General features: G+C 54.5%; 25 protein-coding genes. 14 read left to right on the forward strand and 11 right to left on the reverse strand.

What is annotated here, in order from left to right:
• Window positions 1–19: 19 nt before the first annotated feature.
• The gene (locus B9K09_RS08265; protein ID WP_087516358.1) at window positions 20–1,228 is read left to right on the forward strand and encodes an MFS transporter; all 1,209 of its coding nucleotides are present in this window, start codon (window positions 20–22) and stop codon (window positions 1,226–1,228) included.
• Between the two features lie 264 nt (window positions 1,229–1,492).
• Here the strand turns inward: B9K09_RS08265 and B9K09_RS08270 are convergent, their stop codons facing one another.
• The 3 genes from B9K09_RS08270 to B9K09_RS08280 form a co-directional block, all read right to left on the reverse strand.
• The gene (locus B9K09_RS08270) at window positions 1,493–2,749 is read right to left on the reverse strand and encodes an OmpP1/FadL family transporter (RefSeq protein WP_087516359.1); all 1,257 of its coding nucleotides are present in this window, start codon (window positions 2,747–2,749) and stop codon (window positions 1,493–1,495) included.
• A 199-nt stretch (window positions 2,750–2,948) separates the two neighbouring features.
• Window positions 2,949–3,428 carry a hypothetical protein gene (locus B9K09_RS08275; RefSeq protein ID WP_087516360.1) on the reverse strand — a complete coding sequence of 160 codons (480 nt, stop codon included), beginning with the start codon at window positions 3,426–3,428 and terminating at the stop codon, window positions 2,949–2,951.
• Between the two features lie 227 nt (window positions 3,429–3,655).
• On the reverse strand, window positions 3,656–4,510 hold the full coding sequence (locus B9K09_RS08280; RefSeq protein WP_087516361.1) for a sulfurtransferase: 855 nt from the start codon (window positions 4,508–4,510) through the stop codon (window positions 3,656–3,658).
• 192 nt (window positions 4,511–4,702) lie between these two features.
• Between B9K09_RS08280 and B9K09_RS08285 the strand changes: the two genes are divergently transcribed.
• The 3 genes from B9K09_RS08285 to B9K09_RS08295 all read left to right on the forward strand — a co-directional run bounded on the left by B9K09_RS08285 (window position 4,703) and on the right by B9K09_RS08295 (window position 6,394).
• On the forward strand, window positions 4,703–5,074 hold the full coding sequence (locus tag B9K09_RS08285; protein ID WP_087516362.1) for an STAS/SEC14 domain-containing protein: 372 nt from the start codon (window positions 4,703–4,705) through the stop codon (window positions 5,072–5,074).
• Between the two features lie 36 nt (window positions 5,075–5,110).
• Window positions 5,111–5,497, forward strand: coding sequence for a VOC family protein (locus B9K09_RS08290; RefSeq protein ID WP_087516363.1), 387 nt, complete (start codon window positions 5,111–5,113; stop codon window positions 5,495–5,497).
• Window positions 5,498–5,710: 213 nt separating this feature from the next.
• Window positions 5,711–6,394, forward strand: coding sequence for a spermidine synthase (locus B9K09_RS08295; RefSeq protein WP_087516364.1), 684 nt, complete (start codon window positions 5,711–5,713; stop codon window positions 6,392–6,394).
• A 56-nt stretch (window positions 6,395–6,450) separates the two neighbouring features.
• Here B9K09_RS08295 and B9K09_RS08300 read toward each other — a convergent pair whose 3' ends face one another.
• Window positions 6,451–7,509, reverse strand: coding sequence for an SMP-30/gluconolactonase/LRE family protein (locus B9K09_RS08300; RefSeq protein WP_177408649.1), 1,059 nt, complete (start codon window positions 7,507–7,509; stop codon window positions 6,451–6,453).
• A 266-nt stretch (window positions 7,510–7,775) separates the two neighbouring features.
• Here B9K09_RS08300 and rnd point away from each other — a divergent pair, with 266 nt between their 5' ends.
• From rnd to B9K09_RS08325, 5 genes are all read left to right on the forward strand, one after another.
• A complete protein-coding gene (gene rnd, locus B9K09_RS08305) occupies window positions 7,776–8,924 on the forward strand; it encodes a ribonuclease D (protein WP_087516365.1) in 1,149 nt (382 codons plus the stop codon).
• A complete protein-coding gene (locus tag B9K09_RS08310) occupies window positions 8,921–9,214 on the forward strand; it encodes a YcgL domain-containing protein (protein WP_087516366.1) in 294 nt (97 codons plus the stop codon). Before rnd ends, B9K09_RS08310 begins: the two co-directional genes overlap by 4 nt.
• A 12-nt stretch (window positions 9,215–9,226) precedes the next feature.
• Entirely contained in the window at window positions 9,227–10,171 is a 945-nt protein-coding gene (locus B9K09_RS08315; protein ID WP_087516367.1) for a D-2-hydroxyacid dehydrogenase, read from the forward strand.
• Window positions 10,172–10,328: 157 nt separating this feature from the next.
• Entirely contained in the window at window positions 10,329–10,778 is a 450-nt protein-coding gene (locus B9K09_RS08320; protein ID WP_087516368.1) for a YcgN family cysteine cluster protein, read from the forward strand.
• A gap of 132 nt (window positions 10,779–10,910) precedes the next feature.
• Window positions 10,911–12,146: a hypothetical protein gene (locus tag B9K09_RS08325; RefSeq protein ID WP_087516369.1), complete on the forward strand. Its 1,236-nt coding sequence runs from the start codon at window positions 10,911–10,913 to the stop codon at window positions 12,144–12,146.
• Window positions 12,147–12,318: 172 nt separating this feature from the next.
• Here B9K09_RS08325 and B9K09_RS08330 read toward each other — a convergent pair whose 3' ends face one another.
• Window positions 12,319–12,786 (reverse strand): RNA methyltransferase, encoded by a 468-nt coding sequence (locus B9K09_RS08330; RefSeq protein WP_087516370.1) that lies wholly within the window; start codon window positions 12,784–12,786, stop codon window positions 12,319–12,321.
• Window positions 12,787–12,842: 56 nt separating this feature from the next.
• Complete coding sequence (locus tag B9K09_RS08335) at window positions 12,843–13,214, reverse strand: YajD family HNH nuclease (protein WP_087516371.1); 372 nt, start codon at window positions 13,212–13,214, stop codon at window positions 12,843–12,845.
• 132 nt (window positions 13,215–13,346) lie between these two features.
• Here B9K09_RS08335 and B9K09_RS08340 point away from each other — a divergent pair, with 132 nt between their 5' ends.
• Window positions 13,347–13,697: a hypothetical protein gene (locus B9K09_RS08340; protein WP_087516372.1), complete on the forward strand. Its 351-nt coding sequence runs from the start codon at window positions 13,347–13,349 to the stop codon at window positions 13,695–13,697.
• A gap of 297 nt (window positions 13,698–13,994) precedes the next feature.
• Here the strand turns inward: B9K09_RS08340 and B9K09_RS08345 are convergent, their stop codons facing one another.
• Both B9K09_RS08345 and B9K09_RS08350 read right to left on the reverse strand, forming a co-directional pair.
• Window positions 13,995–14,468, reverse strand: a complete 474-nt coding sequence (locus B9K09_RS08345; protein ID WP_087519035.1) for a cyclic nucleotide-binding domain-containing protein — start codon at window positions 14,466–14,468, stop codon at window positions 13,995–13,997.
• 106 nt (window positions 14,469–14,574) lie between these two features.
• The gene (locus B9K09_RS08350) at window positions 14,575–16,605 is read right to left on the reverse strand and encodes a S9 family peptidase (protein ID WP_087516373.1); all 2,031 of its coding nucleotides are present in this window, start codon (window positions 16,603–16,605) and stop codon (window positions 14,575–14,577) included.
• 113 nt (window positions 16,606–16,718) lie between these two features.
• Here B9K09_RS08350 and B9K09_RS08355 point away from each other — a divergent pair, with 113 nt between their 5' ends.
• From B9K09_RS08355 to B9K09_RS08365, 3 genes are all read left to right on the forward strand, one after another.
• Window positions 16,719–17,192, forward strand: a complete 474-nt coding sequence (locus B9K09_RS08355; RefSeq protein ID WP_177408650.1) for an MFS transporter — start codon at window positions 16,719–16,721, stop codon at window positions 17,190–17,192.
• Window positions 17,193–17,431: 239 nt separating this feature from the next.
• Window positions 17,432–18,208, forward strand: a complete 777-nt coding sequence (locus tag B9K09_RS08360) for a class II glutamine amidotransferase (protein ID WP_087516374.1) — start codon at window positions 17,432–17,434, stop codon at window positions 18,206–18,208.
• Between the two features lie 34 nt (window positions 18,209–18,242).
• Window positions 18,243–18,767: a DUF2937 family protein gene (locus tag B9K09_RS08365; protein WP_087516375.1), complete on the forward strand. Its 525-nt coding sequence runs from the start codon at window positions 18,243–18,245 to the stop codon at window positions 18,765–18,767.
• Window positions 18,768–18,818: 51 nt separating this feature from the next.
• Here B9K09_RS08365 and B9K09_RS08370 read toward each other — a convergent pair whose 3' ends face one another.
• The 3 genes from B9K09_RS08370 to B9K09_RS08380 all read right to left on the reverse strand — a co-directional run bounded on the left by B9K09_RS08370 (window position 18,819) and on the right by B9K09_RS08380 (window position 22,178).
• On the reverse strand, window positions 18,819–19,997 hold the full coding sequence (locus tag B9K09_RS08370) for a VWA domain-containing protein (RefSeq protein ID WP_087516376.1): 1,179 nt from the start codon (window positions 19,995–19,997) through the stop codon (window positions 18,819–18,821).
• A 108-nt stretch (window positions 19,998–20,105) separates the two neighbouring features.
• A complete protein-coding gene (locus B9K09_RS08375) occupies window positions 20,106–20,951 on the reverse strand; it encodes a MoxR family ATPase (protein ID WP_087516377.1) in 846 nt (281 codons plus the stop codon).
• Window positions 20,952–21,113: 162 nt separating this feature from the next.
• Entirely contained in the window at window positions 21,114–22,178 is a 1,065-nt protein-coding gene (locus B9K09_RS08380) for a DUF748 domain-containing protein (RefSeq protein WP_177408651.1), read from the reverse strand.
• Window positions 22,179–22,302: 124 nt separating this feature from the next.
• Here B9K09_RS08380 and cysK point away from each other — a divergent pair, with 124 nt between their 5' ends.
• Complete coding sequence (cysK, locus tag B9K09_RS08385) at window positions 22,303–23,277, forward strand: cysteine synthase A (protein WP_087516378.1); 975 nt, start codon at window positions 22,303–22,305, stop codon at window positions 23,275–23,277.
• Window positions 23,278–23,307 lie beyond the last annotated feature (30 nt).

Below are 23,307 nucleotides of genomic sequence, written 5' to 3' on the forward strand. Positions count from 1 at the left end.
TGCGTATCCAGGAATTGATATGAATAATGTGTGGCGCAAAAGTGGCTGGATAATGCTTGGGGCTTCGTTGATTCTCGGATTGTCGCTTGGGATTCGTCATGGCTTTGGCTTGTTCCTGCCGCCTATGAGCGCAGAGTTTGGTTGGGGGCGCGAAGTCTTTGCCTTTGCAATTGCCCTGCAAAACCTTATCTGGGGTCTTACTCAGCCGTTTACCGGTGCTATTGCCGACCGCTTTGGCGCGCAACGTACAGTGATTATTGGCGGTATCTTGTATGCGTTGGGCTTGGGCTTGATGGGCTTTGCCGACTCACTGTGGTCGCTGTCGTTGAGCGCTGGCTTGCTCATCGGCATGGGCCTGTCCGCCACTTCATTTTCAGTGATCCTGGGCGTGGTCGGGCGTGCCGTTGCGGTTGAAGACCGCAGCATGGCAATGGGAATTGCCAGTGCCGCTGGATCGTTCGGTCAGTTTGCCATGTTGCCGGGCACACTCGGTTTGATTAGCTGGTTGGGCTGGTCATCTGCGCTATTGGCATTGGGTATGCTGGTTGCGCTTATTGTGCCGCTGGCGAAGATGATCAAGGACGCCCCAATCCCTGCGCAGGCAGGCGAACAAAGTTTGCTTGAGGCGCTGCGTGAAGCCAGTTCGCATTCAGGGTTCTGGTTGTTAGCCTTGGGATTCTTTGTCTGTGGTTTTCAGGTGGTATTTATCGGCATACACCTGCCAGCTTATCTGGTCGATCAGCATTTACCGGCGCTGGTCGGTACCACGGTGCTGGCGCTGGTTGGGCTGTTTAATATATTTGGCACCTACACAGCAGGCTGGCTCGGCACCTCGCACTCCAAGCCACGTTTGCTCAGTGCGTTGTATTTGGCGCGCGCGGTGGTGATAGGCGCCTTTATCTGGGCGCCAATCACTGTGTGGAGTGCTTATGCATTCGGCATCGCCATGGGTTTGCTCTGGTTATCAACAGTGCCACTCACCAACGGGACGATTGCCACGATATTCGGCGTGCGCAATTTGTCGATGCTGGGCGGTATCGTCTTTTTGTTTCACCAGCTTGGCGCGTTTCTCGGCGGCTGGATGGGCGGCTACCTGTACGACAAAACGGGCAACTATGACCTGGTCTGGCAGATCGCAATTGGCTTGAGCCTGATGGCTGCCGTGCTCAACTGGCCAGTGCGCGAACAGCCGGTGGCGCGTTTGCAGAATATCCAGGCAGCGACATGAATAAGCTCTGGTTGACCCGTGCTTGCCTCGCTGTTGCTGGGCTGTTACTGCTCAGTATGATTTGGTGGGGCTGGCATCAAGGCGGCTTGGCTGTACTGCAGTTGGGGGTTGGTATTTGCTGAGGCGCAGGTGCGGATTGTAGCGGGCGGGACTGTAGCGTGCTGGCTGTAGCGGGCGTTATGGGCCGGGGAAGGGGGCGGTAGATTTGAGCGGCTTTGTTGTTTTTATTTGTGCCGCGCAAATTGAGTGCTTAGCCGCTACGAATCAGAAGCGGTAAGTCACCTGAGCACCTAGACCGTGGGCGCTGTTTTCATAGGTAGAGTTGTACTCGCCGCGCAACGGATCACTGTTGTCGAGCTTGGCGTCGTCTTCTTTCAGGTAGGAGTAAGCCACGTCGATGGTCATGTCATCGGTTGGGCTCCAGCCAGCACCCAGGCTGAAGATTGTGCGGTCGCCCGTTGGGATACGTGGCGAGCGGTGAGTGTTATTGGCAGGCGACTGGTCAACAGCCAAGCCAGCACGAAGCACCCATTGCTTGTTCAGCTTGTAGGCAGCACCGACGGCATGCGCCCAGGTGTCGTGCCAATCTTGCTCTTCGGTGATGGTTTCAAACGGAGCGCCGACGCCTTCGTTGTTGACCGTGATGTCTTCCAGACGGCTCCAGCGCGTCCAGGTGCTGCCGGCGTAAACGGTCCACTGATCGTTGATGTCGTAGGTCAGGGACATGTCGACAGACTCAGGCGTGGTGATGTCCAGGCCAGCGTCATACTTGCCTGTCAGGCCCAGCGCCGTCAGCGGGCTGCCATCTGGTGCTGAAACTTTGGTGTCGCCATCAAGTTCGTAATCAACCTTGGAGTGATACGTCACACCAGCACGTACGTGCTCGTTGAATTCGTAGAGCACACCCACGTTATAACCAATGGCAACATCGTCACCCTTGATTTTGACCTTGCCGTCTTCAGGCGTGAAGCTTGGGATTTTCGAGGTCAGTTCGCCGGAGATGTGGTTGATGGTCGGACCGAAACCGATCGAAAGATTGTCGTTGAAGCGGTAGCTGACAGTTGGCTGCAGAGTGATGACTTGAACTTCGCTCTTGTCACCAAAATAACGTCCTTGGAAGTCGCTCTCGTAATCCGTTACCAAGCCAAACGGTACATACATACCGATACCAAAGCTGACTTTGTCGTCGATTGGCTTGACGTAGTAGCCCATAGGCACACCCACGACAGGCACCATATCGCCATCATTGCTGCCATTCAGGCTGCCATCGGCGTTTTTGATGTCCGTTTTAGCGAAAATCACTGCAGCACCCGCAGACACTTGTTCGCGCTTCAGGCGCGACATGCCAGCAGGGTTACCGTACAGCGTGGTTGCGTCGTCAGCAGAAGAAGATCGGCCAGCAAAACCAGTACCCATGCCGCTGATGCTTTGCTCATTGAGAGCAAAACCGCTGGCTAGGCTGTAGCTGGATGCGACGCTGACGGTTAAGGCCAAAGTGCTTTTTAGAATTTTTTGGCTCACAGGAGGACTCCAAAGGGTAGCTGGGGGGCGCAAGCTAACAGGCTTGTTAGAGGTTTGCCAAGGGGGATAAGTTCTCTTAAATGCCAAGTTTTGTAGGACAATTTCTGGCGCTGTGCGGCTATCTTCGTCGAATGTGAACAAGCGTTCACTGAGTTGATAGGGCTAAAAGCCTGACTATTCGGACAGTTTGGCAAATCGGTCAGGCGACTTGATCGAGTTGACCAATACAGCGTTGCCACGCATCAATAAAATCTTGCGCGCGCCCCGTTGGTCGAAAAACATGGCGCCAGATTGTTGCCATACCGGCCAAGTCATCAACTGCTGGCAGGATGCGATGTTCGATTTCAATCAACATCCAGGCAATAGCGGTTGCGTAACGCAGGTTCACCGTGAGTTCCAGATGCGGCGCATCGAGGAACGCATGCTGGCTGGCAAGCCCACGGATCAGGCTTGCTAGGTCCGGGTCAAAGGCTAGATGGCAATCCCACAGTTGCTGATGACGTGCTTCGGTTATGCGAAACAGGCCATGCCCCAGGTTGTCATCCAGCTCCGAGCAGAGGCTCGATTGACTGGCTGCGGCGCCCAGGAGCAGGGCTTCGGCAGCAGGTGAGTAGTGGCCTAAGTAGACCAATGTTGGGCGAATAACGTGCTGGCTTAGTTCACAGGCCGCAATTCCCATACCATCCTCACAAAATAGGAGACCGGCAGGGCGGGCGCTTGGCAGCTGGTTGTTCGTACAAAGGCTCTACCGGGAGCGGGTTTAGCCGCTCATGTTGAAGTGTAGTGCGACCTTTGAGCTGTAAAGGACTGTTTTTAAATTGTTTTCTTTGATCGCATATTGCCTATATATCACTTGGTAATTAGCAGACCCGCTGATGTAGCGGGTTTAGGCAGCGCTAACAGTGGTTAATCGCCAGTGGCCACGGGCCTTTGCTGGTCAGTGATCCACTCGCTCCACGAGCCTGCGTAGAGTGGCGCCAGTGGATAGCCCGCCAGGCACAGGCTAAACAGGTTGTGGCAAGCCGTTACGCCGGAACCACAATAAGCAACCAGCTGTTCAGCAGAGCGTTGCCCGAGTAGATCGCTGAAGCGCTGACGTAACTGAGTCTCTGGCAAGAAACGCCCGTCACTGCCAAGGTTGTCGGTGAACACCGCGCATTGAGCGCCTGGAATATGCCCGGCGACCGGGTCGAGCGGTTCTACTTCGCCTTTGAAGCGTGGCAGCGCTCGGGCATCCAGCAGGGTCAACTCGGGTGTGTTCAGGCGTGCCTGTAATTGCTCGGCTGTGAGCACCATCGCGGTGTCTGGCTGGCCGCTGAAGGTACCTGGACTGACTGATTGCGTCTCGTCGGTGATCGGCAAGCCCGCCTCGTGCCACGCCTTGAGCCCACCATCAAGCAAGTACACCGCTTCGCGTTTGCCCAGCCATGCCAGTAACCACCAGGCTCTTGCTGCATAAGCACCTGGGCCGTCATCGTAAAGAATGACTTCACTGTGATTATCCAAACCAAGCTCAGCCAGTCGCGCAATCAATTTTCCGGGTTGTGGCAGTGGGTGGCGGCCGGTAATTCCGGTTTTTATTTCACCGGATAAATCATCTTCCAGGTCGAGAAACTGCGCGCCTTCAATATGCCCTTGTGCAAAGCTGCGTTTGCCATAGCCGGTGTCGTCGAGGGCAAAGCGGCAATCGAAAATACGAATGTCCGGGTTGTGCAGGCGATCATGCAGTTGTTGTGCGGTGATCAATTGGGCAATAGGCATATGGGTATTCTCGGGCTGGAGGGTTCCAAGGGTTTAAAGCGCTGCTTAATCAGGTACCAGGCAAATAAGCTTTTTATCATTGGCGCTGGAAAACTGAAACGTATCGGCGCTGTCTTATGTTTACTGTCGATAGTTATTGTCGAAGGTGATCACCCGTGATCGCTAGCGTTGGCCAATGGCGAGGTGGATAAAATGCTAACAATTAAACCGAGTGAACATACTAATGTCATTGAGTTTGAGCTTGATGGCGGTTTGAGTCGTGAGGAATTTGATCTGTTGGCTGCACGCATTGAGCAGGTCATCAGCGAGCATGGGCTGGTGCGCATAATCGAGGTGGTCAAGCATGTCGGTGCGATCTCCCCATCTGCGCTATGGGCTGACTTTAAATTTGCACCCAAGCACCTTAAAGACTTCTCGCATGTGGCAATTGTTGCCGATCAAAAATGGATTGGTTGGTTTAGCGAGCTGGTTAAACCCCTGATGAATGCGCAGATTCGTAACTTTGGTCTGGATGAACTTGATCAGGCGCGCTACTGGATCCGTAACGCCTCAGATAATGCCTGATCGACGATTACCCTTTTAATCACGAGAGCGAGTGTAATGCAGCCACAACCTCTGATTGCAGTTGCTGATGTGCCCGCCAGCAGCCTCTGGTACCAGCAACTGCTCGCCTGTAAGTCAGCGCATGGTGGTGCTGAGTATGAGCAACTGGTTAATTCGCAGGGCCAGATGATTCTTCAGCTCCATGCCTGGGATGCGCATAATCATCGGTACCTGGGCGACAGCAGCATAGCTTCACGTGGTAATGGCATGCTGCTGTGGTTTCTGGTCAATGACTTTGCCGCCGCACTGGTGCGCATTGCCGCTCTGCAAATCAAGGTGCTGCAAGGGCCATTGTTGAATCGAAATGCGCAGCATCGAGAGGTCTGGTTGCGCGACCCTGACGGCTACACCGTGGTATTGGCCGGGCAACACGGCGAGCTTTAAGGAACTGTTGAAAAACTACTGCGCTTGGTATTACTGCGTTAAAAAACTGCTCAAAATGCTCATTTACAACACGTAAACTGCGCTTTTTCGCAGTTTTTTGCCTTGTACTCCCGTCGCTCGCTACTTTTTTCAGCGAATCCCTAAATGTTTTAAAGCGTGGCGGCGCTGCTGTATTGTGCGCGGCATTCAATATTGTCTACACGCGAGTTGCCGATGAAACGCTTTGTATTGCTGGATACCGCGCCTATTCCTCAAAGCAGTTCAGCCTTGTGTCTGTTTGAGTACGGCGAAGACTTTGTGATCAAGATTGCTGGCGGTGATGGCGGTCAGTTGATGAATACCCGGATGCACGGCTCGGAAGATGCGTTGGCGGCGATCCCTTGCAAAAAGATCGCTGGCCGACCTGAGCCGCGCGTGCTCATTGGCGGCTTGGGCATGGGCTTCACGCTGGCCTCAGCACTGTTGCACTTGGGCAAAAATGCCGAAGTGGCCGTGGCAGAACTGGTACCGGGTGTGATCGAGTGGAATCGTGGCGCGCTAGGCGCGAAGTCGGGGCATCCAATCAATGATCCGCGCACACGTATCATTGAGGATGATGTAGCCAACGTGCTCAACGCCGCTAAAAGCGACTATGACGCCATCATGCTCGATGTCGACAATGGCCCTGAAGGGCTGACGCAAAAGAGCAATACCTGGCTGTACTCAATGGAAGGCTTGCGCCAGTGCCACAAAGCCTTGCGCGCCAAAGGCATGCTCGCTGTCTGGTCCTCGAGTGCTGACCGCAAATTTTCCGAGAAAATCGCTAAAGCAGGTTTCAAAGCCGAAGCGGTGCAGGTTTATGCACATGGTAATAAAGGCACTCGCCATACGATTTGGATAGCCGAAAAACTGGCTTGAGAAGCGCTAGTCTGAAACTACACAAGGCCCAGATGCAGGGCCTTGTGTAGTCTTTCTTAGCGGATTTTCAATTTACCAATACGGTCGTTTTCAAGGCTGCCAAGGTACAAATAGTCACCGACCGGTTTGGCGGACGTGACCATGCTCAAGTGACTGCCGCTGGTGTCGTGCAGGCTTTGGATTATTTCGCCTTGCTGGTTAATGGCAATCACCAGTCCATAACGCGTGGCTTTGGGCCAGAACATGCGTGGCAGCTTACTGATTTGCGCTTTTAGCCATGGGTATTGGTGGAGGAAATCAGCATCAGCTTTGCGTGGTGAAGGCATTGCAACCCAGAAGGTGCCGGCATGGTCGCTTTCAAGGTTGTCAGGCAGGCCGGGCAGATTGTCGATGAACACATCATGGCTACCCGCCTTGTCACCTTTGAGCCAGTAGCGGCTGATGCGGTAGCGATAGGTTTCGTTGACCAGTACGAAGTCTTCTTGGGTGGATAGCGCGATGCCGTTGGCGAAGTACAAATCCTTGAGCAGGACTTTGGTCTCACCGGAACCTGGCGTGTAGCTCAACAAGCGGCCCCAGGGACGCGCTTCCAGCAGGTCGAGCAGGTAGTCGGGTTGAGCAAAGCGTGAACTGGCATCGCTGAAGTAAATCGTGCCATCGCTGGCGATAGCCAGGTCATCGGTAAACATAAACGGTACGCCACCAGCACTGGTGGTGAGGACTTTGATACTGCCTTTAGGGTCAATCGACAGCAGGCCTTTATAGGCGTCGGCGACAATAAGGTTGCCAGCTGCATCGAAGTCCATGCCCAGTGGGCGGCCTTGCGTGTCGGCAAAGGTGTCGACTGTCTCGCCGTCAATGCGCACAATCCTGCCGTCTGCCAGGCCTGCATAAACGCGGCCTTGTGCATCAAGTGCGGTGTCTTCCGGGCCATGAATCTTCCCCTTGGCGATTAACTGCGCCTTCATCAATGTGTCATTTGGCTCAAGTACACCGGTCATAGCGGGCGCTTCAGGTGCTTGCCAGGCGACAGGGTTGATCGGGCTGGGCGTTACAGCGAGGAAGATCGCAACACAGGCGATCAGCAGTATTAAAAGACCAAACAGTGTTTTCATTATTATTTTCCGTGTTGAGTGATGTGCGCAGCACGTTGACACTAACCGGCAGATTACAGGTTTCGGGGCAAAGATTGCGCCAACTATGCAGTACTTTGTGGTTGCGTCATTCAGCCAGATAGTAAGCGCTAGCGCACGGCTATGTCGGTGATTTTCAGCACTGAACAACGATCTTTACGGGTCCATATGCGCTTGCATGAGTCGAGCAGGCCCCGATATGTGGCGCGGGCATATATACTGCCTGTCATTCAACATGGGAGAGCCGCGTGGCGATTGATATTCAGTGGATCAGTGACAACCAAAGCTTGGCTCAGTACTGCACGCAATGGCAGGGTTTAGCGTTTGTAGCATTGGATACCGAGTTTATGCGGGTTGACACTTTCTACCCGATCGCTGGCCTGATTCAGGTTAGCGAGGGTGAACGCGCCTACCTGATAGATCCGCTGCTGATTAGCGATTGGACGCCATTCGCGGCGCTGCTCGAAAATCCTGCGGTGATCAAGGTCGTACACGCCTGCAGTGAAGACCTTGAGGTTTTCCTGCGCCTGACCGGCAGTCTGCCAGCGCCGTTGTTTGACAGTCAGATTGCCGCGGGATACCTCAATCTGGGGTTTTCCATGGGCTATTCGCGTTTGGTTAAAGCCGTACTGGATATTGAACTGCCGAAAGGCGAGACGCGTTCAGACTGGCTCAAGCGTCCGCTTTCCGAGACACAAATCAGCTACGCAGCCGAAGATGTATTGCACTTGGCGCATGTTTATTCTGAGCTGCGAGCCAAGCTGTCGCCTGAGAAGGCCCAGTGGGTGCTCGAAGACTGCGCCGATATGGTCACTAACCTTGGCCGTGAAGTTGACCCGCAAGAGGCTTATCGTGACGCCAAGCTAGCGTGGAAGCTGTCGCGTGCGCAGTTGGCGGTGTTACGTGAGTTGTGCGCCTGGCGTGAGCATGAAGCGCGGGCACGTAATCAGCCGCGTAATCGAATCCTGCGTGAGCATTCATTGTGGCCGTTGGCAAAGACTCAACCGGATAACCTGCAAAGCTTGGCGCGTATTGAAGACATGCATCCCAAAACGGTGCGTCAAGACGGCGAGTTTATTCTGCAACTGATCAAGGAGGCCGCAGCGCTGCCCGCGTCACAATGGCCAGAAGCATTGCCTGAACCATTGCCGATTGAGGCTTCCTCAGTACTGAAAAAGCTGCGCGCGATTGGCCAGCAAGAGGCGGAACGTCTGGATATCGCACCTGAGCTTATGCTGCGTAAAAAGATCCTCGAAGCCCTGCTCAAAAGCGGTTACCCAACGGGGCCGTATGAATTGCCTGAGTCGCTTACTGGCTGGCGCCGTGAGTTGATGGGGCAAGCATTATTAGATCGTCTGGCTAAAATCAGCGAAGCCAAAGAAGAGGATAGGGTGTGAAACGCATCTGCAATATTTACAAGAGTTCGAAACGCAATGAGATGTACCTCTATGTGCTCAAAAGTGATGAGCTCAAGCGGGTGCCTGAATCCCTGATGACTGCATTTGGTACGCCAACTCTGGCTTTCAGCATGATTCTTACACCCGAGCGGGCGCTGGCCCGTGAGGATATTCATCAAGTGCTGGAAAACCTTGAAAATCAGGGTTACCACCTGCAGATGCCGCCGCAGGAAGAAGACTACATCCAGCATCTACCTGATGAGTTGTTGCGTCGTAATGACCCTGTGTAGGTAGAAAGCACCATGCGCGTACTGATCGCTGAAAATTCCCATGCCAATTACGCCGAACTGCTCAAGTCCGCCCTGAGTGCCAGCTCGCAGCCGCTTGAGCTGGTCGGTAGCAATGACCCGCAAGGCTTGCCAGCCTTGGCTGCTGATTGCCAAATCTGGCTGGGTCAGCCTGATTTACTTACAGGCTTGCTGCGTGAAGGGTTAAAGCCGCAGTGGCTGCAATCGACATGGGCGGGTATCACCCCGTTACTGGCGGATGGTTTGCCGCGCGATTACTTGCTGAGCCGGGCGGTTGGCATTTTCGGCCAGGTCATGGCTGAGTACGTGCTCTGTCACATGCTCGCCCATGAACGGCAGGTTTTTGCTCAACAAGCCGCGCAGGCAGAGCAGCACTGGCGCGGAGAATTACCGCACAGCTTGGCTGGACGACGGGTATTGGTTGTTGGTTGCGGCGATATCGGCCACAGCGTTGCACAGTTTTTGGCGCCTTTTGCTGTCGAGTTGTTTGGCATTGCCAGCCAAGCACGTGAGCAGGCGCCGTTTATTGAGGTGGCGGCAATCTCTGAGCTGGCGCGCATGGCAGCACAAGCGGATTATCTGATTAACCTGCTGCCAGATACGCCAGCGACCCACGATATCTACGATGCCAAGTTGTTTGCCCAGCTCAAGCCAAGCGCAGTGTTTATCAATGCTGGACGCGGCGCTGCAGTGGTTGATACAGCGCTAGTCAACGCTCTACAGACTGAGCAATTAGCGGCGGCGGTGATCGATGTTTGCCGGGTGGAACCGTTGCCAGCCGGGCATATGTTCTGGACAGCGCCACGTTTATTGTTGACCGGGCACAGTTCCGCACCGACGCAACCGGCATTGATGGCCGAGCTGTTTGTCAGCAATCTGCAGCGGTTCAAGGCGGGGCAAAGGTTGCAGGGGCAGGTTGATTTCCCCCGCGGTTATTAACCTCCTGCCAAATCCAAGCTAGGCTTAATATCAGCAGCGGTACAAATGCTTGAATTCCTGCGGCCAAGCCTTGGCTAAATATCAGCTTGGGCTTGGTCGCGAAAGGGCGCCGCGTTAGACTGCCGGCCTTTTCGCACCTCACTCGTAGTTTTTTGCCATGGCCGCTAAAGTCGAACCCTTCTGGAAACGTAAAACCCTCGATCAGCTTGATCAAGCTGAGTGGGAGTCGCTGTGCGATGGCTGCGGGCTGTGCTGTCTGCAAAAGCTTGAGGATGAAGATGATGGCAGCGTCTATTACACGCGCATTGCCTGCAAGCTGCTTGATCTGGATAGCTGTCGTTGCACCAACTACGAAAACCGTATCAAGTTCGTGCCCGACTGCATCCAACTGACGCCAGCCCAGGCTGATCAATTCCAATGGCTGCCGCCGACTTGCGGTTACCGCTTGGTCAGTGAAGGTAAGGATCTGCCGCTCTGGCATCATTTGGTCTGTGGTGACCCGGAAGCGGTGCATATCGAGCGTATTTCGCAGTCTGGGCGCATGCTCAGCGAAAAAAACGTCGCTGAAGATGATTGGGAAGACCATTTGATTTTTCGCGCGGGCTGATTTCTGCGCAAATAAATCACTGCTACATTCGCTACTCTTTTAATGATCGCTTCGGGTTCGGTGATGGAATTGCCGGGCCAGCGTTTTGTCTATGATTTGAACTGACCTCGTTTGCCATGGAGTTGCCCTGTGATGTCGATTCGTCGTGTATTGCTGTCTGTTGTATTGTTAAGTTTTGGCTCACCGCTATGGGCCGCCAACAAGGTTGATCTGGATTACGACGTGCGACTCGTACCAGAGAGTGACTTGGCCGAAGTCAGTATCTCACTGGATAAAGGCGAGGCCATCGACCAGCTTTCTTTCAACTTGGGTGATGAGCAGCGCTATTCGGATTTCACCACTGAAGGCGGTGAGTGGGCTCAGAAAAGCGCTGAGCGCGGCATCTGGAAGCCGGGCAAAGGCGAGACCAAACTCAACTATCGGGTGAAAATCAGCCATCCGCGCAGTGACGGCAAGTTTGATGCGCGTATGACCGAAGACTGGGCACTGTTTCGCGGCGACAATCTGATACCCAGCGCAGCGATGCACATTCAGGATAAAACCGTTCTGGTCGCACACCTGACCTTCAAACTGCCAAAAGGCTGGCCAAGTGTTGAAACTGGCTGGCCGCGGGTGGGCAAGAACAAATTTCGAATTGATAACCCACAACGCAAGTTTGATCGGCCAACCGGTTGGATTCTCGCGGGTAAAATCGGTACTCGTCGGACTAAATTAGGCGAAACCGATGTGACCATTGCCGCGCCAACTGGTGAGGGTATGCGGCGTATGGATATGCTGACCCTGCTCACTTTCGTCTGGCCAGAAGCCCAGGCAGTGTTCCCACGGGATCCGAAAAAGCTGCTTATAGTGGGAGCCAATGATCCGATGTGGCGTGGTGGTCTGTCAGCGCCCAACTCCTATTTCATGCATGCCGAGCGACCTGCGGTCAGTGAAAACGGTACCAGTTCGCTGGTACACGAATTGGTGCATGTATTCACCCGCATCAAGGACACTGACAAGAGCGATTGGATCAGCGAAGGTTTAGCTGAGTACTACGCGATCGAACTGGTGCGTCGTGCGGGCGGCATGACGGAAGACCGCTACCAAAAAGTACGCGAGCAACTGATCAAGTGGAGCAAGTCGGTCAAGACGCTGCGCACTGAAAACTCAACGGGACCGGTGACTGCTCGTGCGGTGTTGATGCTGCAGGACCTGGATCGTGAAATCCGCAAAGCCACCAATGATCGTAAGCAACTGTCGCTGGATGACGTGACACGCGGCCTGATGCGCCTCGACAAGGTCAGTACCAAAGACTTTATCGAGATCAGCGAAAACGTCATGGGCCAGTCGTCTGACGTGCTCGACAGCAAGCTTCTGAAAAGCAAATAAACCGTAGGGTGGGTGACGCCTTTTCACCCACCATGGGCCGCCGCACCTAGGTCGATGGTGGACAAGCTTCGCGTTGTCACACCCTACGGAGCGGCTTGATTTGTGGGGTGGATGGCGTTTTTCCATCCACCACTGGTGGCGGTAATCAAGCGCTGCAGGTTTACCCCAGCCTCTAGAATTTCGGCCCAGACTTGGTGTTATTACCTTTGGCCATGCGGTCATACAGCACCACATTAACCGTCGCTGCAAGGTTCATGCAGCCTTGTGTGGGGATATACACCACGTCTTCGCACCAGGCGCGAATCTCTTTGTTTAGCGAGCCGTCTTCCGGGCCAAAGATATAGATCGCGCGGTCCGGATGGGTGTATTCCGGCAAGGAGTGCGCACCATCGACCAACTCCACCGCGACGGGCGTGCAGCCCAGCGGGATGATTTTCTGCAGGTCATCGATGTTGATCAACGGGATATCAAGGTGCACGCGCTTGGTGTCGGTGACAAAGTCTTTGGCACGGTCATAGCGGGTGCCGGTATAAAACACGCTGCTAACGCTGTAGCAGCCTGCAGCCCGCATGATAGAGCCGACGTTGTCCGGTGACTTCGGGTTAACCAAGCCAATGCAACTGTATCGTTTGTTCGCCACGGCTTGTGCCCTTTGCGCAAAAGGCGCTGATTATACGTGCAGTTGCGCGTGGGTGATTACTCTTTGCTTTTAAGCAGCGCGGCCAAGTCAGCAAATGGGTTGTGCGTGACCTGGGCTTTTTTCGGTGATCCGGTTGATGAGTCCGAAAAGTACTGCTGGTCGGTGTAGCGCGAGTGTTCGTTATCGTGACAAAACAGGCAGAGTAATTCCCAATTGGAACCGTCTTGCGGATTGTTGTCATGGTTGTGGTCGCGGTGGTGAACGGTTAGCTCGCTCAGGCGCTTGCCAGCGAATTCGCGCGCACAACGGCCACAAACGTGCGGATACATTTTCAACGCCTTGTCGCGATAACCTTCTTCACGGCTGCGCTGGGCATCAGCAAGGATACGGTCGAGTTTGGCGGTGGCGGGTGGTTTTTGCGAGTTCATGCAGGTTGTCCGAGAGAGTGGCCTTGCTCATTAGTTTAGCGCCAGTGGCGATCAACGAGAACTGTCTTGATGATCTGCCGTCCAATGTAATAGATAAGCACTACACTGAGGCCAAAGGTTCTGGAGGTTAATATGCGTGTCAGCAAGCCTATTATCACTGCTCTGGCGCTGAGCCTATGCGCTACGGTCACGACGGTGCAGGCACAAAATTACGGAACGCTGGGTGCTGGCAGTTCTGGGAGTTCCAGCAGTTCGCCCGGCAGCGCCAACCCGCAACCCTATGAGCAGCCACGTTTACGTTCGGCGCCAAGCGGCGCGCCGGCCAGCAGCCCGCCCTTACTCAATAATTCGGTTAATCAGCCCAGTCTGCAGCAACGGCCAGCCACCACTTTGAGCCCGGCGGATAAACCAATACCTGAGCTTGAAGAACAATTGCAGCGCAACCGCGAAGGGTTCAAGCAAGAGCAGAAATCGGAACAGTAAGGTAGGTGACGCTTTTCATCCACCATTGGCTGGCGCGTTTAGGTGCGTGGTGGACAAGCTTCGCGTTGTCACACCCTACGGAAGAGGTTCTATGTGTAGGGTGGATGACGCTTTTCCATCCACCGTTGGCTGGCGCGTTTAGGTGCGCGGTGGACAAGCTTCGTGTTGTCGCACCCTACGGAAGAGGTTCTATGTGTAGGGTGGATGACGCTTTTCATCCACCATTGGCTGGCGCGTTTAGGTGCGTGGTGGACAAGCTTCGCGTTGTCACACCCTACGAATGGAGTTGCTTAGGTCTTAAAGCTGCTGCTCCACAAGTTGTCCATCCATCATGCGTAAGCGTTTGGACATGGACACGGCAATCGCTCTGATCAGTTTAGCGGCCGCTCGTGGGGTTTCGCTGATCATCTTTTCCAACGAGTCCCGTGATAAAACCACCAGCGTGCAGTCGCTCACGGCCACGCAACTGGCTGAGCGGCGCTCGCCATCCAACACCGCCATCTCGCCGAATGCACGGCCTTTACGCAATTTAGCAATTTCAACATTGTCGCCACTGGAGTTGCTCTTGTGGACTGATACGGCGCCAAAATGAATGACGCACATAAACGTACCGGCTTCACCCTCGCTGCAAATCAACTGCTCAGGCGCATACTTGCTGATGCTGAAATAGCCAGCCGCAGCCAATACATCAGCAGGATGCAAGCTATTGAACAGGCCGCAGTCGAGCAGCATGTCGCGGATTTCGTTGATCAGGTAAGAGCTATCAGTCATGGTCATGTCAGGGCAGTTTCAGTGGTTGGCGCAAGCATGCCAGTCCTGTGATTAACAGGCTGTGAACGCCCGCACAGGCGGGTGCTCACAGTCTGCTCAGGGGTAGCTAGCCAAGCTGCAAAACCTTGAACACAAATGCGTATTCCAAGGCGACATCCTTGAGTGCCTGATAACGCCCGCTCATGCCGCCATGGCCGGCATCCAACTCGGTTTTCAACAGCAACAAATTATTGTCGGTCTTGCTTGCGCGCAGTTTGGCCACCCATTTTGCCGCCTCCCAATACTGCACACGGCTGTCGTTGTAGCCTGCAACCACCAGCATGGCCGGATAGGCTTGAGCGCTGACATTCTCATAAGGGGCGTATGCCTTGATGGTGGCATGCACCTCTGGCTGGTTTGGATCGCCCCATTCGTCGTACTCGGTCACGGTTAATGGCAGGTCCGGGTTGAGCATGGTGTTGAGCACATCGACAAATGGCACTTCAGCAATGGCCGCGGCGAACAGGTCGGGCCGCTGGTTTAGCACCGCACCCATGAGCAAGCCGCCAGCACTGCCGCCGCTGATCACCAGTTGCTCGCTACGGGTGTAGCCGGTAGCGCATAAGTGCTCGGCGCAGGCGATAAAATCATCGAAGCTGTTGTGTTTATGCGCAAGTTTGCCTGCGCGGTACCAGGCTTCGCCCAGTTCACCACCGCCGCGAACATGGGCGATTGCGAATACCACGCCGCGATCCAGCAGGCTCAAGCGCGCATGCGAGAACCATGGATCAAGGCATTCGCCGTAGGCACCATAGCCGTAGAGATACAGCGGGCAGGGCGTGCCGATCAGGTCTTTGCGCGCGACCAGGCTAATTGGGACTTGCTGACCATCTGCCGCCGTTGCCCATACGCGCTGGCTGACATAGGCATCTGCGTCAAACGGGCCTTCGACTGGGGTTTCCTTGAGCACCTGCTGCTCACCCGTCGCCAGGTTCAGTTGGCGCACCTGTGCTGGGCGATTCAGCGCTTCGTAACGCAGACGCATGTTGGCGCTGTCAAACTCGAGTGCATCTTGCACGTACAGGCTGTAAGCCGCATCGGGCAGGCTGACGCGGTAGGTCGGCAAACCTTGCGGGCTGACTTCAATTACCGGTAAACCACCCTCACGCAAGCTCAGAAGCAGGGCGTTGGCATTGAGTGTCATGCCATCAATCATTACCTGCTCATCATGGGCGCGCAGTTCAATCCAGCTGTCGCGGGTGAAATTCTGCTCAGTCGCATGGTAAAGCGCGAAGTTGATACCGCTTTGATTACTGCGAATAAACCATTGCCACTTGCCGTTATACAGGCCGTGGTCAACGTCGTATTCGTGGTCTTCCTGGCGCGGGGCAACGCAGCTAAAGGCTTGCTCAGGCGTCTCAGCATCCAATACCCAGACTTCGCTGGTGGTCTTGCTGCCCATCATGAGTATCAGCTTGCGCTCGGATGAGGCGCGGTAGCAGTGCAAAAAGAAACGCCCATCCGGCTCGTGAAAGACCAACTCGGCTTTATCACTGCCCAGAGTGGTGCGGTACAGCTTGTGTGGGCGATGGGTGTCATCCAGCTCGACAAAAAACAACGTTTGACTGTCGTTGGCCCAGGTCATGCTGCCATCGCAGCCTTCAAATTCCAGGGTCTGGATACTGTTGTCGCTGAGTTGTTTGACGTGCAGTTGGTAAATTTCTTCACCGCTGGTGTCGGTGCTATACGCCAAACGCTGATGGTCAGGGCTGATGCTGAAAGCCCCGAGCGAGAAGAATCCACCATCAGCCAGTTGGTTGGGGTCGAGCAACAGTTGCTCGCTGCTGTCATCAACAGTGTGCGAGCCATCTGCCGGGCGTTTGCAGCGGTAATGGCGCGGGTACTCATCACCAGCTGTGGTGCGTTGGTAGTACAGGTAGGGGCCCCAAGGGGACGGTAGCGATAGATCCGTTTCGCGGATTCGGCCTTTAATCTCTTGGAAAAGCTGCTCGCGAAGCTCAGCCTGATCGCTTAATTGGGCTTCAAGGTAGTCGTTCTCGGCATGTAAATACTGGAGAACATCTTCGCTATCGCGGTTTTCCAGCCAGCGATAAGGGTCGCTACCAGTTTCACTGCGGGCGATAGGGGCGTTGGCCATGAGTAACTCCAGAATCATTGAGTGCCGACGGCAGGGGCGCCGTAAAGCGTAAAAGTCGCTATCATAAGCGTCACCTTACAACGCCCGCCATCTTGCTAGGGATTTGCCACATTATGTTTGAGAACGAAAACCTACTCGCCTGGGCCGTCTACGCCGTTGCTGCGCTGGGCTGCTTACTGGTTTGTTTCCGTTTAACCAGCTGGATGTGGCGTTATGTGCGCGAGCCATTGCGGGTGCTTGTCGCGGTCTTGTTGTTTAGCCCGACCATTGTTGACCCGAGCAAAGAGCTGTTTGCTCCGGCGATTGCCGTCAGCGCCTTGGATATTTTGTTTAAAGTGGGTAACAACCTGTGGCGCGCAGTGGCGGATTTAGCTCTCTACGGCATGATTGCCTTTGCCGTATACCTGATTTTTGTAGCGATTCGCTGGCCGATCGAGCGCTGGTGGAAAGAGCGTCGCCAAGCCAAGCTTGAACCCCAAGACGAAAGTGATCCACGCACCCTGCGTGAGATTATGGACGATGGTGATGCCGAGCCAAATTACGCTCAACATGATCGCCATGGCATGCGTGTAGAGCCAAGACTCTAGCCTAGGTCAAACCGCCTGTTATTTGCAGGCGGCTCGGTCTCTCAGGCACCTGCTGACAGCTTTTCATCCTTAAGCATGCTGCTGACAAGCCTTACTCCGCTGCAAAAAGCTATCGCGGTATGCATATGGCGGGCGACTGCTGAGTGTCGTCTGGGCTAATCTTGTGCGCAATGCACAGCGCATCATTGCGAGGCGCTAAATAGTGCGCTCATGTAATTACGGCGGTTGGAGAAAACAGGATGTGTGAACTGTTGGGCATGAGTGCCAACGTGCCGACTGATATCGTTTTCAGCTTCACCGGGCTGATGCAGCGTGGTGGCAGCACTGGGCCGCACCGCGATGGGTGGGGTATTGGCTTTTATGAAGGCCGCGGCTTGCGCTTGTTTCAAGACCCAAGCGCCAGCTATGAATCGGAAGTAGCCAAGCTGGTGCAGCGCTATCCGATCAAGAGTGAAGTGGTGATTGGGCATATTCGCCAGGCTAATGTGGGCCGGGTTTGCCTGGCCAATACTCATCCCTTCGTGCGCGAAATGTGGGGCCGTAGCTGGTGTTTTGCCCACAATGGCCAACTGGCGGACTTTGCCCCCGAGCTGGGGTTTTATCAGCCGATTGGCGATACTGACAGTGAAGCGGCCTTTTGCGATCTGCTCAATCGCTTGCGGGCTGAGTTCCCCTGTGCGGTCGCGGTAGAACAAATGTTGACGACCTTGGTCGACGCCTGTGTGGCCTACCGGCGTAAAGGGGTGTTCAACTGCTTGCTCAGTAATGGCGATTGGCTATTTAGCTTTTGTTCAAGCAAGCTGGCGCATATTACCCGCCGCGCACCTTTTGGTCCGGCACACTTGACGGATGTCGATGTGCAGGTCGATTTTCAGTCAGAGACCACACCCAATGACATCGTCACAGTGTTGGCGACTGCGCCGCTGACCAATAACGAAGACTGGAACTTATACCAGCCGGGTGAGTGGCGTTTGTGGCGCGCCGGGGAATGTATCGCTCAGGGGAAGACTGAGTAACGTTTGCCAAACAAAGGATTAACGGGGGGCTCGGATGTTTAAAAGCTATTTACGCTTGGCGCTGTTTGCTTTGGGCTTGTTGGTCGGGGTGCAAGTACCGGGCTATATCAGTGATTACAGCAAGCGTGTTGATGCGCATCTGCAGGAGTCCGAGCAAAGCTTGCAAGGCTTTCGTGACACCGCAAAACGCTTTTTCAAGGGCGATATGGTTGCCTTGGTGGCGCATTATCAGGCCAGTGATGACCCGGTGATGCAAAGCGATGCCAAGAGTGTCAATACGTTGGTGATGCGCTCAGATTGGCTTAATGCTGAATCGCAAGCCATGCATGGCCCGTGGTATCAGCAGGTTTGGCATCTCGCCACTGCTGCAGATTCGCAGTTGCTCGAAGAAACGTACAAGGCTTACACCTTTCAGGTATTGCTAGTGCCTGAGGCGATTGCGTGGGGCATTGCCTGTGCCTTGCTGCTGGCGTTGCTGGTTGAGCTGCTGCTGGTGACTGTAATCAGTCTGTTTGGTGGCGCTCAGGACAGCCGTGTGCGTGATCGTCACTGGCGATAAGCGCCGCCAATCAGCTTGAAATAATGCCGCAGGCTTCCCTGCGGCATTTGCTTACTTCGAGAGCAATTTCATACCGTCTTCAAGGCCCTGCAAGGTCAAGGGGTACATCTTGTCTTCGACCAGCTCACGGATGATGTTGGTCGATGCGGTGTAGCCCCAGGTATCTTTCGGGTAGGGGTTGATCCAGATTAGTTTCTTGTATTTCTCCATGAATCGCTTGATCCACAGATAACCCGGTTCCTCGTTCCAGTGCTCGACGCTGCCGCCCGCCTGGGTGATTTCATATGGCGCCATGGCCGCATCACCGACGAACACCACTTTGTAGTCAGCACCGTACTTGTGCAGCAAGTCCTGGGTGGAGAATCGCTCGGAGGTGCGGCGCAGGTTGTTCTTCCACACTGACTCATATACGCAGTTGTGAAAGTAGAAGTATTCCATGTGCTTGAACTCGGTCTTGCATGCGGAAAACAGCTCTTCACAGACTTTGACGTGGGCGTCCATCGAACCGCCGATGTCGAACAGAATCAGCAACTTCACCGTGTTACGGCGTTCTGGGCGCATCTGAATATTCAGCAGGCCAGCGTCCTTGGCTGTGTGGTCGATGGTGCCGTCGAGATCCAACTCATCTTCCGCGCCCTGGCGGGCAAACTTGCGCAGGCGGCGCAGCGCTACTTTGATGTTGCGCGTGCCCAGTTCAACCTGGTCGTCGAGGTTTTTGTAGTCGCGCTGATCCCAAACCTTGACGGCTTTGCCTTGGCGCTTACCTGCATCACCAACACGAATACCTTCCGGGTTGAAACCGCCTGAGCCAAACGGGCTGGTACCACCTGTGCCAATCCATTTGTTACCGCCAGCGTGGCGTTCCTTCTGCTCTTCGAGGCGCTTTTTAAACTCTTCGATCAGTTTGTCCAAACCGCCGAGAGATTCGATCTTGGCGCGCTCTTCTTCGCTTAGTGAGCGCTCGAACTCTTTGCGTAACCACTCATCCGGGATCAGCGCCTCAATGTGTTGGTTGAGGTTTTCCAGACCATTGAAGTAGGCACCAAAGGCGCGGTCGAACTTGTCGAAATGGCGCTCATCTTTGACCAAGATAGTACGGGCGAGGTAATAGAACTCGTCCATGTCAGCGAACACCACGTTGTGTTTCAACGCGTTGATCAGATCGAGCAGCTCACGCACCGAGACCGGTACTTTGGCTGCACGCATTTCATTGAATAGGTTAAGCAGCATCGCTGCGTCCTCATGTGTTGGTTCTGACCGGACGGCGGCGTCTCGGCCTGGCTCGCGAGCCTATGGCCGAGCGGGGTGACTGTCCGGCTGAGACGTCACAGTCGACAGTTAGCGACCCGCGCGGCGGCTCATAAAGGCCAGGCGTTCGAGCAGTTGAACGTCTTGCTCGTTCTTGACCAAAGCTCCAGCCAGCGGCGGAATCGCTTTAGTCGGGTCGCGCTCACGCAACACCGCTTCGCCAATATTGTCGGCCATGAGCAGCTTCAACCAATCGACCAGTTCGGAAGTAGAAGGCTTCTTCTTCAGGCCCGGCACCTTGCGCACGTCAAAGAAGACGTCGAGTGCTTCGCTGACCAAGTCTTTCTTGATGGTCGGGTAATGCACGTCAACGATGCGCTGCAAAGTGTTGCGATCCGGGAAGGCGATGTAGTGGAAAAAGCAGCGGCGCAAGAAGGCATCCGGCAGTTCTTTTTCATTGTTCGAGGTAATGATGATAATGGGGCGTTGAACCGCTTTGATGGTTTCGTCAGTCTCGTAGACATAGAACTCCATCTTGTCGAGCTCTTGCAGCAAGTCGTTCGGGAACTCAATGTCGGCTTTGTCGATTTCATCAATCAGCAGAATGACCCGTTCTTCAGACTCAAAGGCCTCCCAGAGCTTGCCCTTCTTGATGTAGTTTCGCACATCGTGGACCTTGTCGGAGTCGAGTTGCGAGTCACGCAGGCGGCTCACTGCATCGTATTCATACAGGCCTTGGTGGGCTTTGGTCGTCGATTTGATGTGCCAAGTGATCAGGCGCGCACCGAAGGACTCGGCCAGTTGCTCTGCAAGCATGGTCTTGCCGGTGCCAGGCTCGCCCTTGACCAGCAACGGGCGCTCCAGGGTAATGGCAGCGTTAACCGCAAGCTTGAGGTCGTCGGTTGCGACATATGACTGAGTGCCTTCGAACTTCATGGGTAAATCCTCACACCAGAACGCCCGGGTAATCGCCGCGGGTCAATTAGTTAAAGATCAACTATACCGTGCAGGTGAGGGGGCTGTGAACGAATACGGGGTATTCAGTCACTGAATGGGGAGTCACCTTGTAAACGTTCTTTTGAGATGGGGCTGCCTGAGTCATTGCTGCGTTGAATCAAACCGATTGCTGAAGGCCTTGACGAAGGCGTTACGCAGAATTGATTTGAAGGCCTGCCAGTTGCTGACGTCGTAGGCGTTAAGGTCACCCGCAATCTCAATACGTGTGGCGAATTGGTCTTTGCTGTGGTTCTTCAGCAGCCAGCCGCCACTGCCAACCAAGGCTTCCCAGATCCCGCTGAACAGGTTTTTATCCTTGGCGGCAACATCTTGCTTCCAATCGAAAATTTCCATGTCACGCAGCAATGGCTTGGCATAGCCGTCGACTTTGCCTTTGCGCGCCTCAAGCTCCATGACGAAATCACCATTACCTTTGGCAAAGTCAAAGTCGGCGTAGGTGCGAGTGAAGCTATTGAGTTGTTTCAGTTCGATATCGGTAGCGCGCAGCTTTATGTCGAAATCATCCAGCTCGCCCAGTGGGTTGAGCTTGGCGCTGGTTTGCAATGGTGCATTGCCAAAGATTTTACCGGTTGCCTGAAAGCTGGCAGGCAGTAGCTCCTTGCTCTCGTTGGTGTTGCTTAAATTAAGCAGCGTGGCATTCAGTTGTGTGGCTTTGATGTCGACTGGGGGTTTTGAATTGAAGTTGCGGAAGGCGAGAGTGCCTTGATTAACGCGCACTTCGTTGAGCGTGATTGGCAGCAGTGCTTTAAGCTGCTGGCGCCAGTCAACGCCTTCACCTGTTTGTGAGTCGGCGGCATTACCACCGTCAACAAAGGTCAGTTTGGGCTGCTCGAAGACCACGCTCGCCACCACGGCTTGGTCGTGCCATAAAGCACTCCAGCTCACCGACAGATCAATCGAGGGCGCCTCAAGCAGCGGCACTGGAACCTTGCCGTTAACCTTGCTGATGTTCAGTTGATTAATCCGGTAGGCACCGCGCCACAGTGCGAGGTCAACGTCGGTGATATGCCCGCGATAATCACCCATGTCGGCAAGCTGCTCGTTTAGGTAATCACGCACCAATGTCGGCAGCATGATATGCAGCACTACCAATAGGCAGGCGATGCTGATCAGAGTCCACAGTGGGATAGCGAAACGTTTTCTCATAACTAAACTGACTCACTAAATAACAATTGGTTTCCAATCATCGCGTTCAAGACGCGCATGACTACTGGACTGTCGGTAGCTTGCGTCATAGGCTAACCAGCTAACCCCGTACAAGGAATTCGTCATGAGCCGCATCTTTGCAGACAACGCGCAAGCCATCGGCAATACACCGCTGGTGATGATCAATCGTTTGGGCCCGAAAGGGGTGACCATTCTTGCAAAAATCGAGGGGCGTAATCCCGCTTACTCGGTGAAATGCCGGATTGGGGCCAGTATGGTTTGGGATGCGGAAGCTCGCGCTGTGCTTAAGCCGGGTATGACTATTGTTGAACCGACTTCCGGTAACACCGGCATTGGCCTTGCGTTTGTGGCGGCTGCCCGAGGCTACAAGCTGCTGCTAACCATGCCGGCCTCGATGAGCCTTGAGCGGCGCAAGGTGCTGAAAGCGCTTGGCGCTGAATTGGTGCTGACGGAACCAGCGAAAGGCATGAAAGGCGCTATCGAAAAAGCCACTGAAATTGCTCAGTCGGACAGCGCTAAATACTTTATGCCGCAACAATTCGAGAATCCGGCAAACCCGGAAATTCACGAGAAGACCACCGGCCCCGAAATCTGGAATGACACCGATGGCGCGATTGATGTGCTGATCTCCGGTGTCGGCACTGGCGGCACTATTACCGGCGTTTCGCGTTACATCAAAAACACCAAGGGTAAACCGATCCTTTCGGTCGCTGTCGAGCCCACCAGCTCGCCAGTTATCAGCCAGACCATTGCGGGCGATGAGGTCAAACCGAGCCCACACAAGATTCAAGGTATCGGCGCTGGTTTCGTGCCGAAAAACCTCGACTTGAGCATGGTTGATCGAGTTGAACAAGTGAGCGATGAGGACTCAAAAGCAGTGGCGCTACGCTTGATGCGCGAAGAAGGCATTCTCTGCGGTATTTCGTGTGGCGCCGCCATGGCCGCCGCGTTAAGAGTCGCGAATGAGCCGAACATGCAAGGCAAGACCATCGTGGTGATCTTGCCCGACTCCGGCGAGCGCTACCTGTCGAGCATGTTGTTTAGCGACATGTTCAGCGAGCAAGAGCTGCAGCAGTAATAGTCTTCCCACTGCAGCAGCCGTGCTGCT

Source organism: Pseudomonas sp. M30-35, assembly GCF_002163625.1.
Classification (GTDB): domain Bacteria; phylum Pseudomonadota; class Gammaproteobacteria; order Pseudomonadales; family Pseudomonadaceae; genus Aquipseudomonas.

Coding starts and splice junctions, on each gene's coding strand:
- B9K09_RS08265 (WP_087516358.1), top strand. CDS start 20: ATGAATAATGTGTGGCGCAAAAGTGGCTGGATAATGCTTGGGGCTTCG.
- B9K09_RS08275 (WP_087516360.1), bottom strand. CDS start 3,428: ATGGGAATTGCGGCCTGTGAACTAAGCCAGCACGTTATTCGCCCAACA.
- B9K09_RS08280 (WP_087516361.1), bottom strand. CDS start 4,510: ATGCCTATTGCCCAATTGATCACCGCACAACAACTGCATGATCGCCTG.
- B9K09_RS08285 (WP_087516362.1), top strand. CDS start 4,703: ATGCTAACAATTAAACCGAGTGAACATACTAATGTCATTGAGTTTGAG.
- B9K09_RS08290 (WP_087516363.1), top strand. CDS start 5,111: ATGCAGCCACAACCTCTGATTGCAGTTGCTGATGTGCCCGCCAGCAGC.
- B9K09_RS08295 (WP_087516364.1), top strand. CDS start 5,711: ATGAAACGCTTTGTATTGCTGGATACCGCGCCTATTCCTCAAAGCAGT.
- B9K09_RS08300 (WP_177408649.1), bottom strand. CDS start 7,509: ATGAAAACACTGTTTGGTCTTTTAATACTGCTGATCGCCTGTGTTGCG.
- B9K09_RS08315 (WP_087516367.1), top strand. CDS start 9,227: ATGCGCGTACTGATCGCTGAAAATTCCCATGCCAATTACGCCGAACTG.
- B9K09_RS08320 (WP_087516368.1), top strand. CDS start 10,329: ATGGCCGCTAAAGTCGAACCCTTCTGGAAACGTAAAACCCTCGATCAG.
- B9K09_RS08325 (WP_087516369.1), top strand. CDS start 10,911: ATGTCGATTCGTCGTGTATTGCTGTCTGTTGTATTGTTAAGTTTTGGC.
- B9K09_RS08335 (WP_087516371.1), bottom strand. CDS start 13,214: ATGAACTCGCAAAAACCACCCGCCACCGCCAAACTCGACCGTATCCTT.
- B9K09_RS08340 (WP_087516372.1), top strand. CDS start 13,347: ATGCGTGTCAGCAAGCCTATTATCACTGCTCTGGCGCTGAGCCTATGC.
- B9K09_RS08345 (WP_087519035.1), bottom strand. CDS start 14,468: ATGACTGATAGCTCTTACCTGATCAACGAAATCCGCGACATGCTGCTC.
- B9K09_RS08350 (WP_087516373.1), bottom strand. CDS start 16,605: ATGGCCAACGCCCCTATCGCCCGCAGTGAAACTGGTAGCGACCCTTAT.
- B9K09_RS08355 (WP_177408650.1), top strand. CDS start 16,719: ATGTTTGAGAACGAAAACCTACTCGCCTGGGCCGTCTACGCCGTTGCT.
- B9K09_RS08360 (WP_087516374.1), top strand. CDS start 17,432: ATGTGTGAACTGTTGGGCATGAGTGCCAACGTGCCGACTGATATCGTT.
- B9K09_RS08365 (WP_087516375.1), top strand. CDS start 18,243: ATGTTTAAAAGCTATTTACGCTTGGCGCTGTTTGCTTTGGGCTTGTTG.
- B9K09_RS08370 (WP_087516376.1), bottom strand. CDS start 19,997: ATGCTGCTTAACCTATTCAATGAAATGCGTGCAGCCAAAGTACCGGTC.
- B9K09_RS08375 (WP_087516377.1), bottom strand. CDS start 20,951: ATGAAGTTCGAAGGCACTCAGTCATATGTCGCAACCGACGACCTCAAG.
- B9K09_RS08380 (WP_177408651.1), bottom strand. CDS start 22,178: ATGAGAAAACGTTTCGCTATCCCACTGTGGACTCTGATCAGCATCGCC.
- cysK (WP_087516378.1), top strand. CDS start 22,303: ATGAGCCGCATCTTTGCAGACAACGCGCAAGCCATCGGCAATACACCG.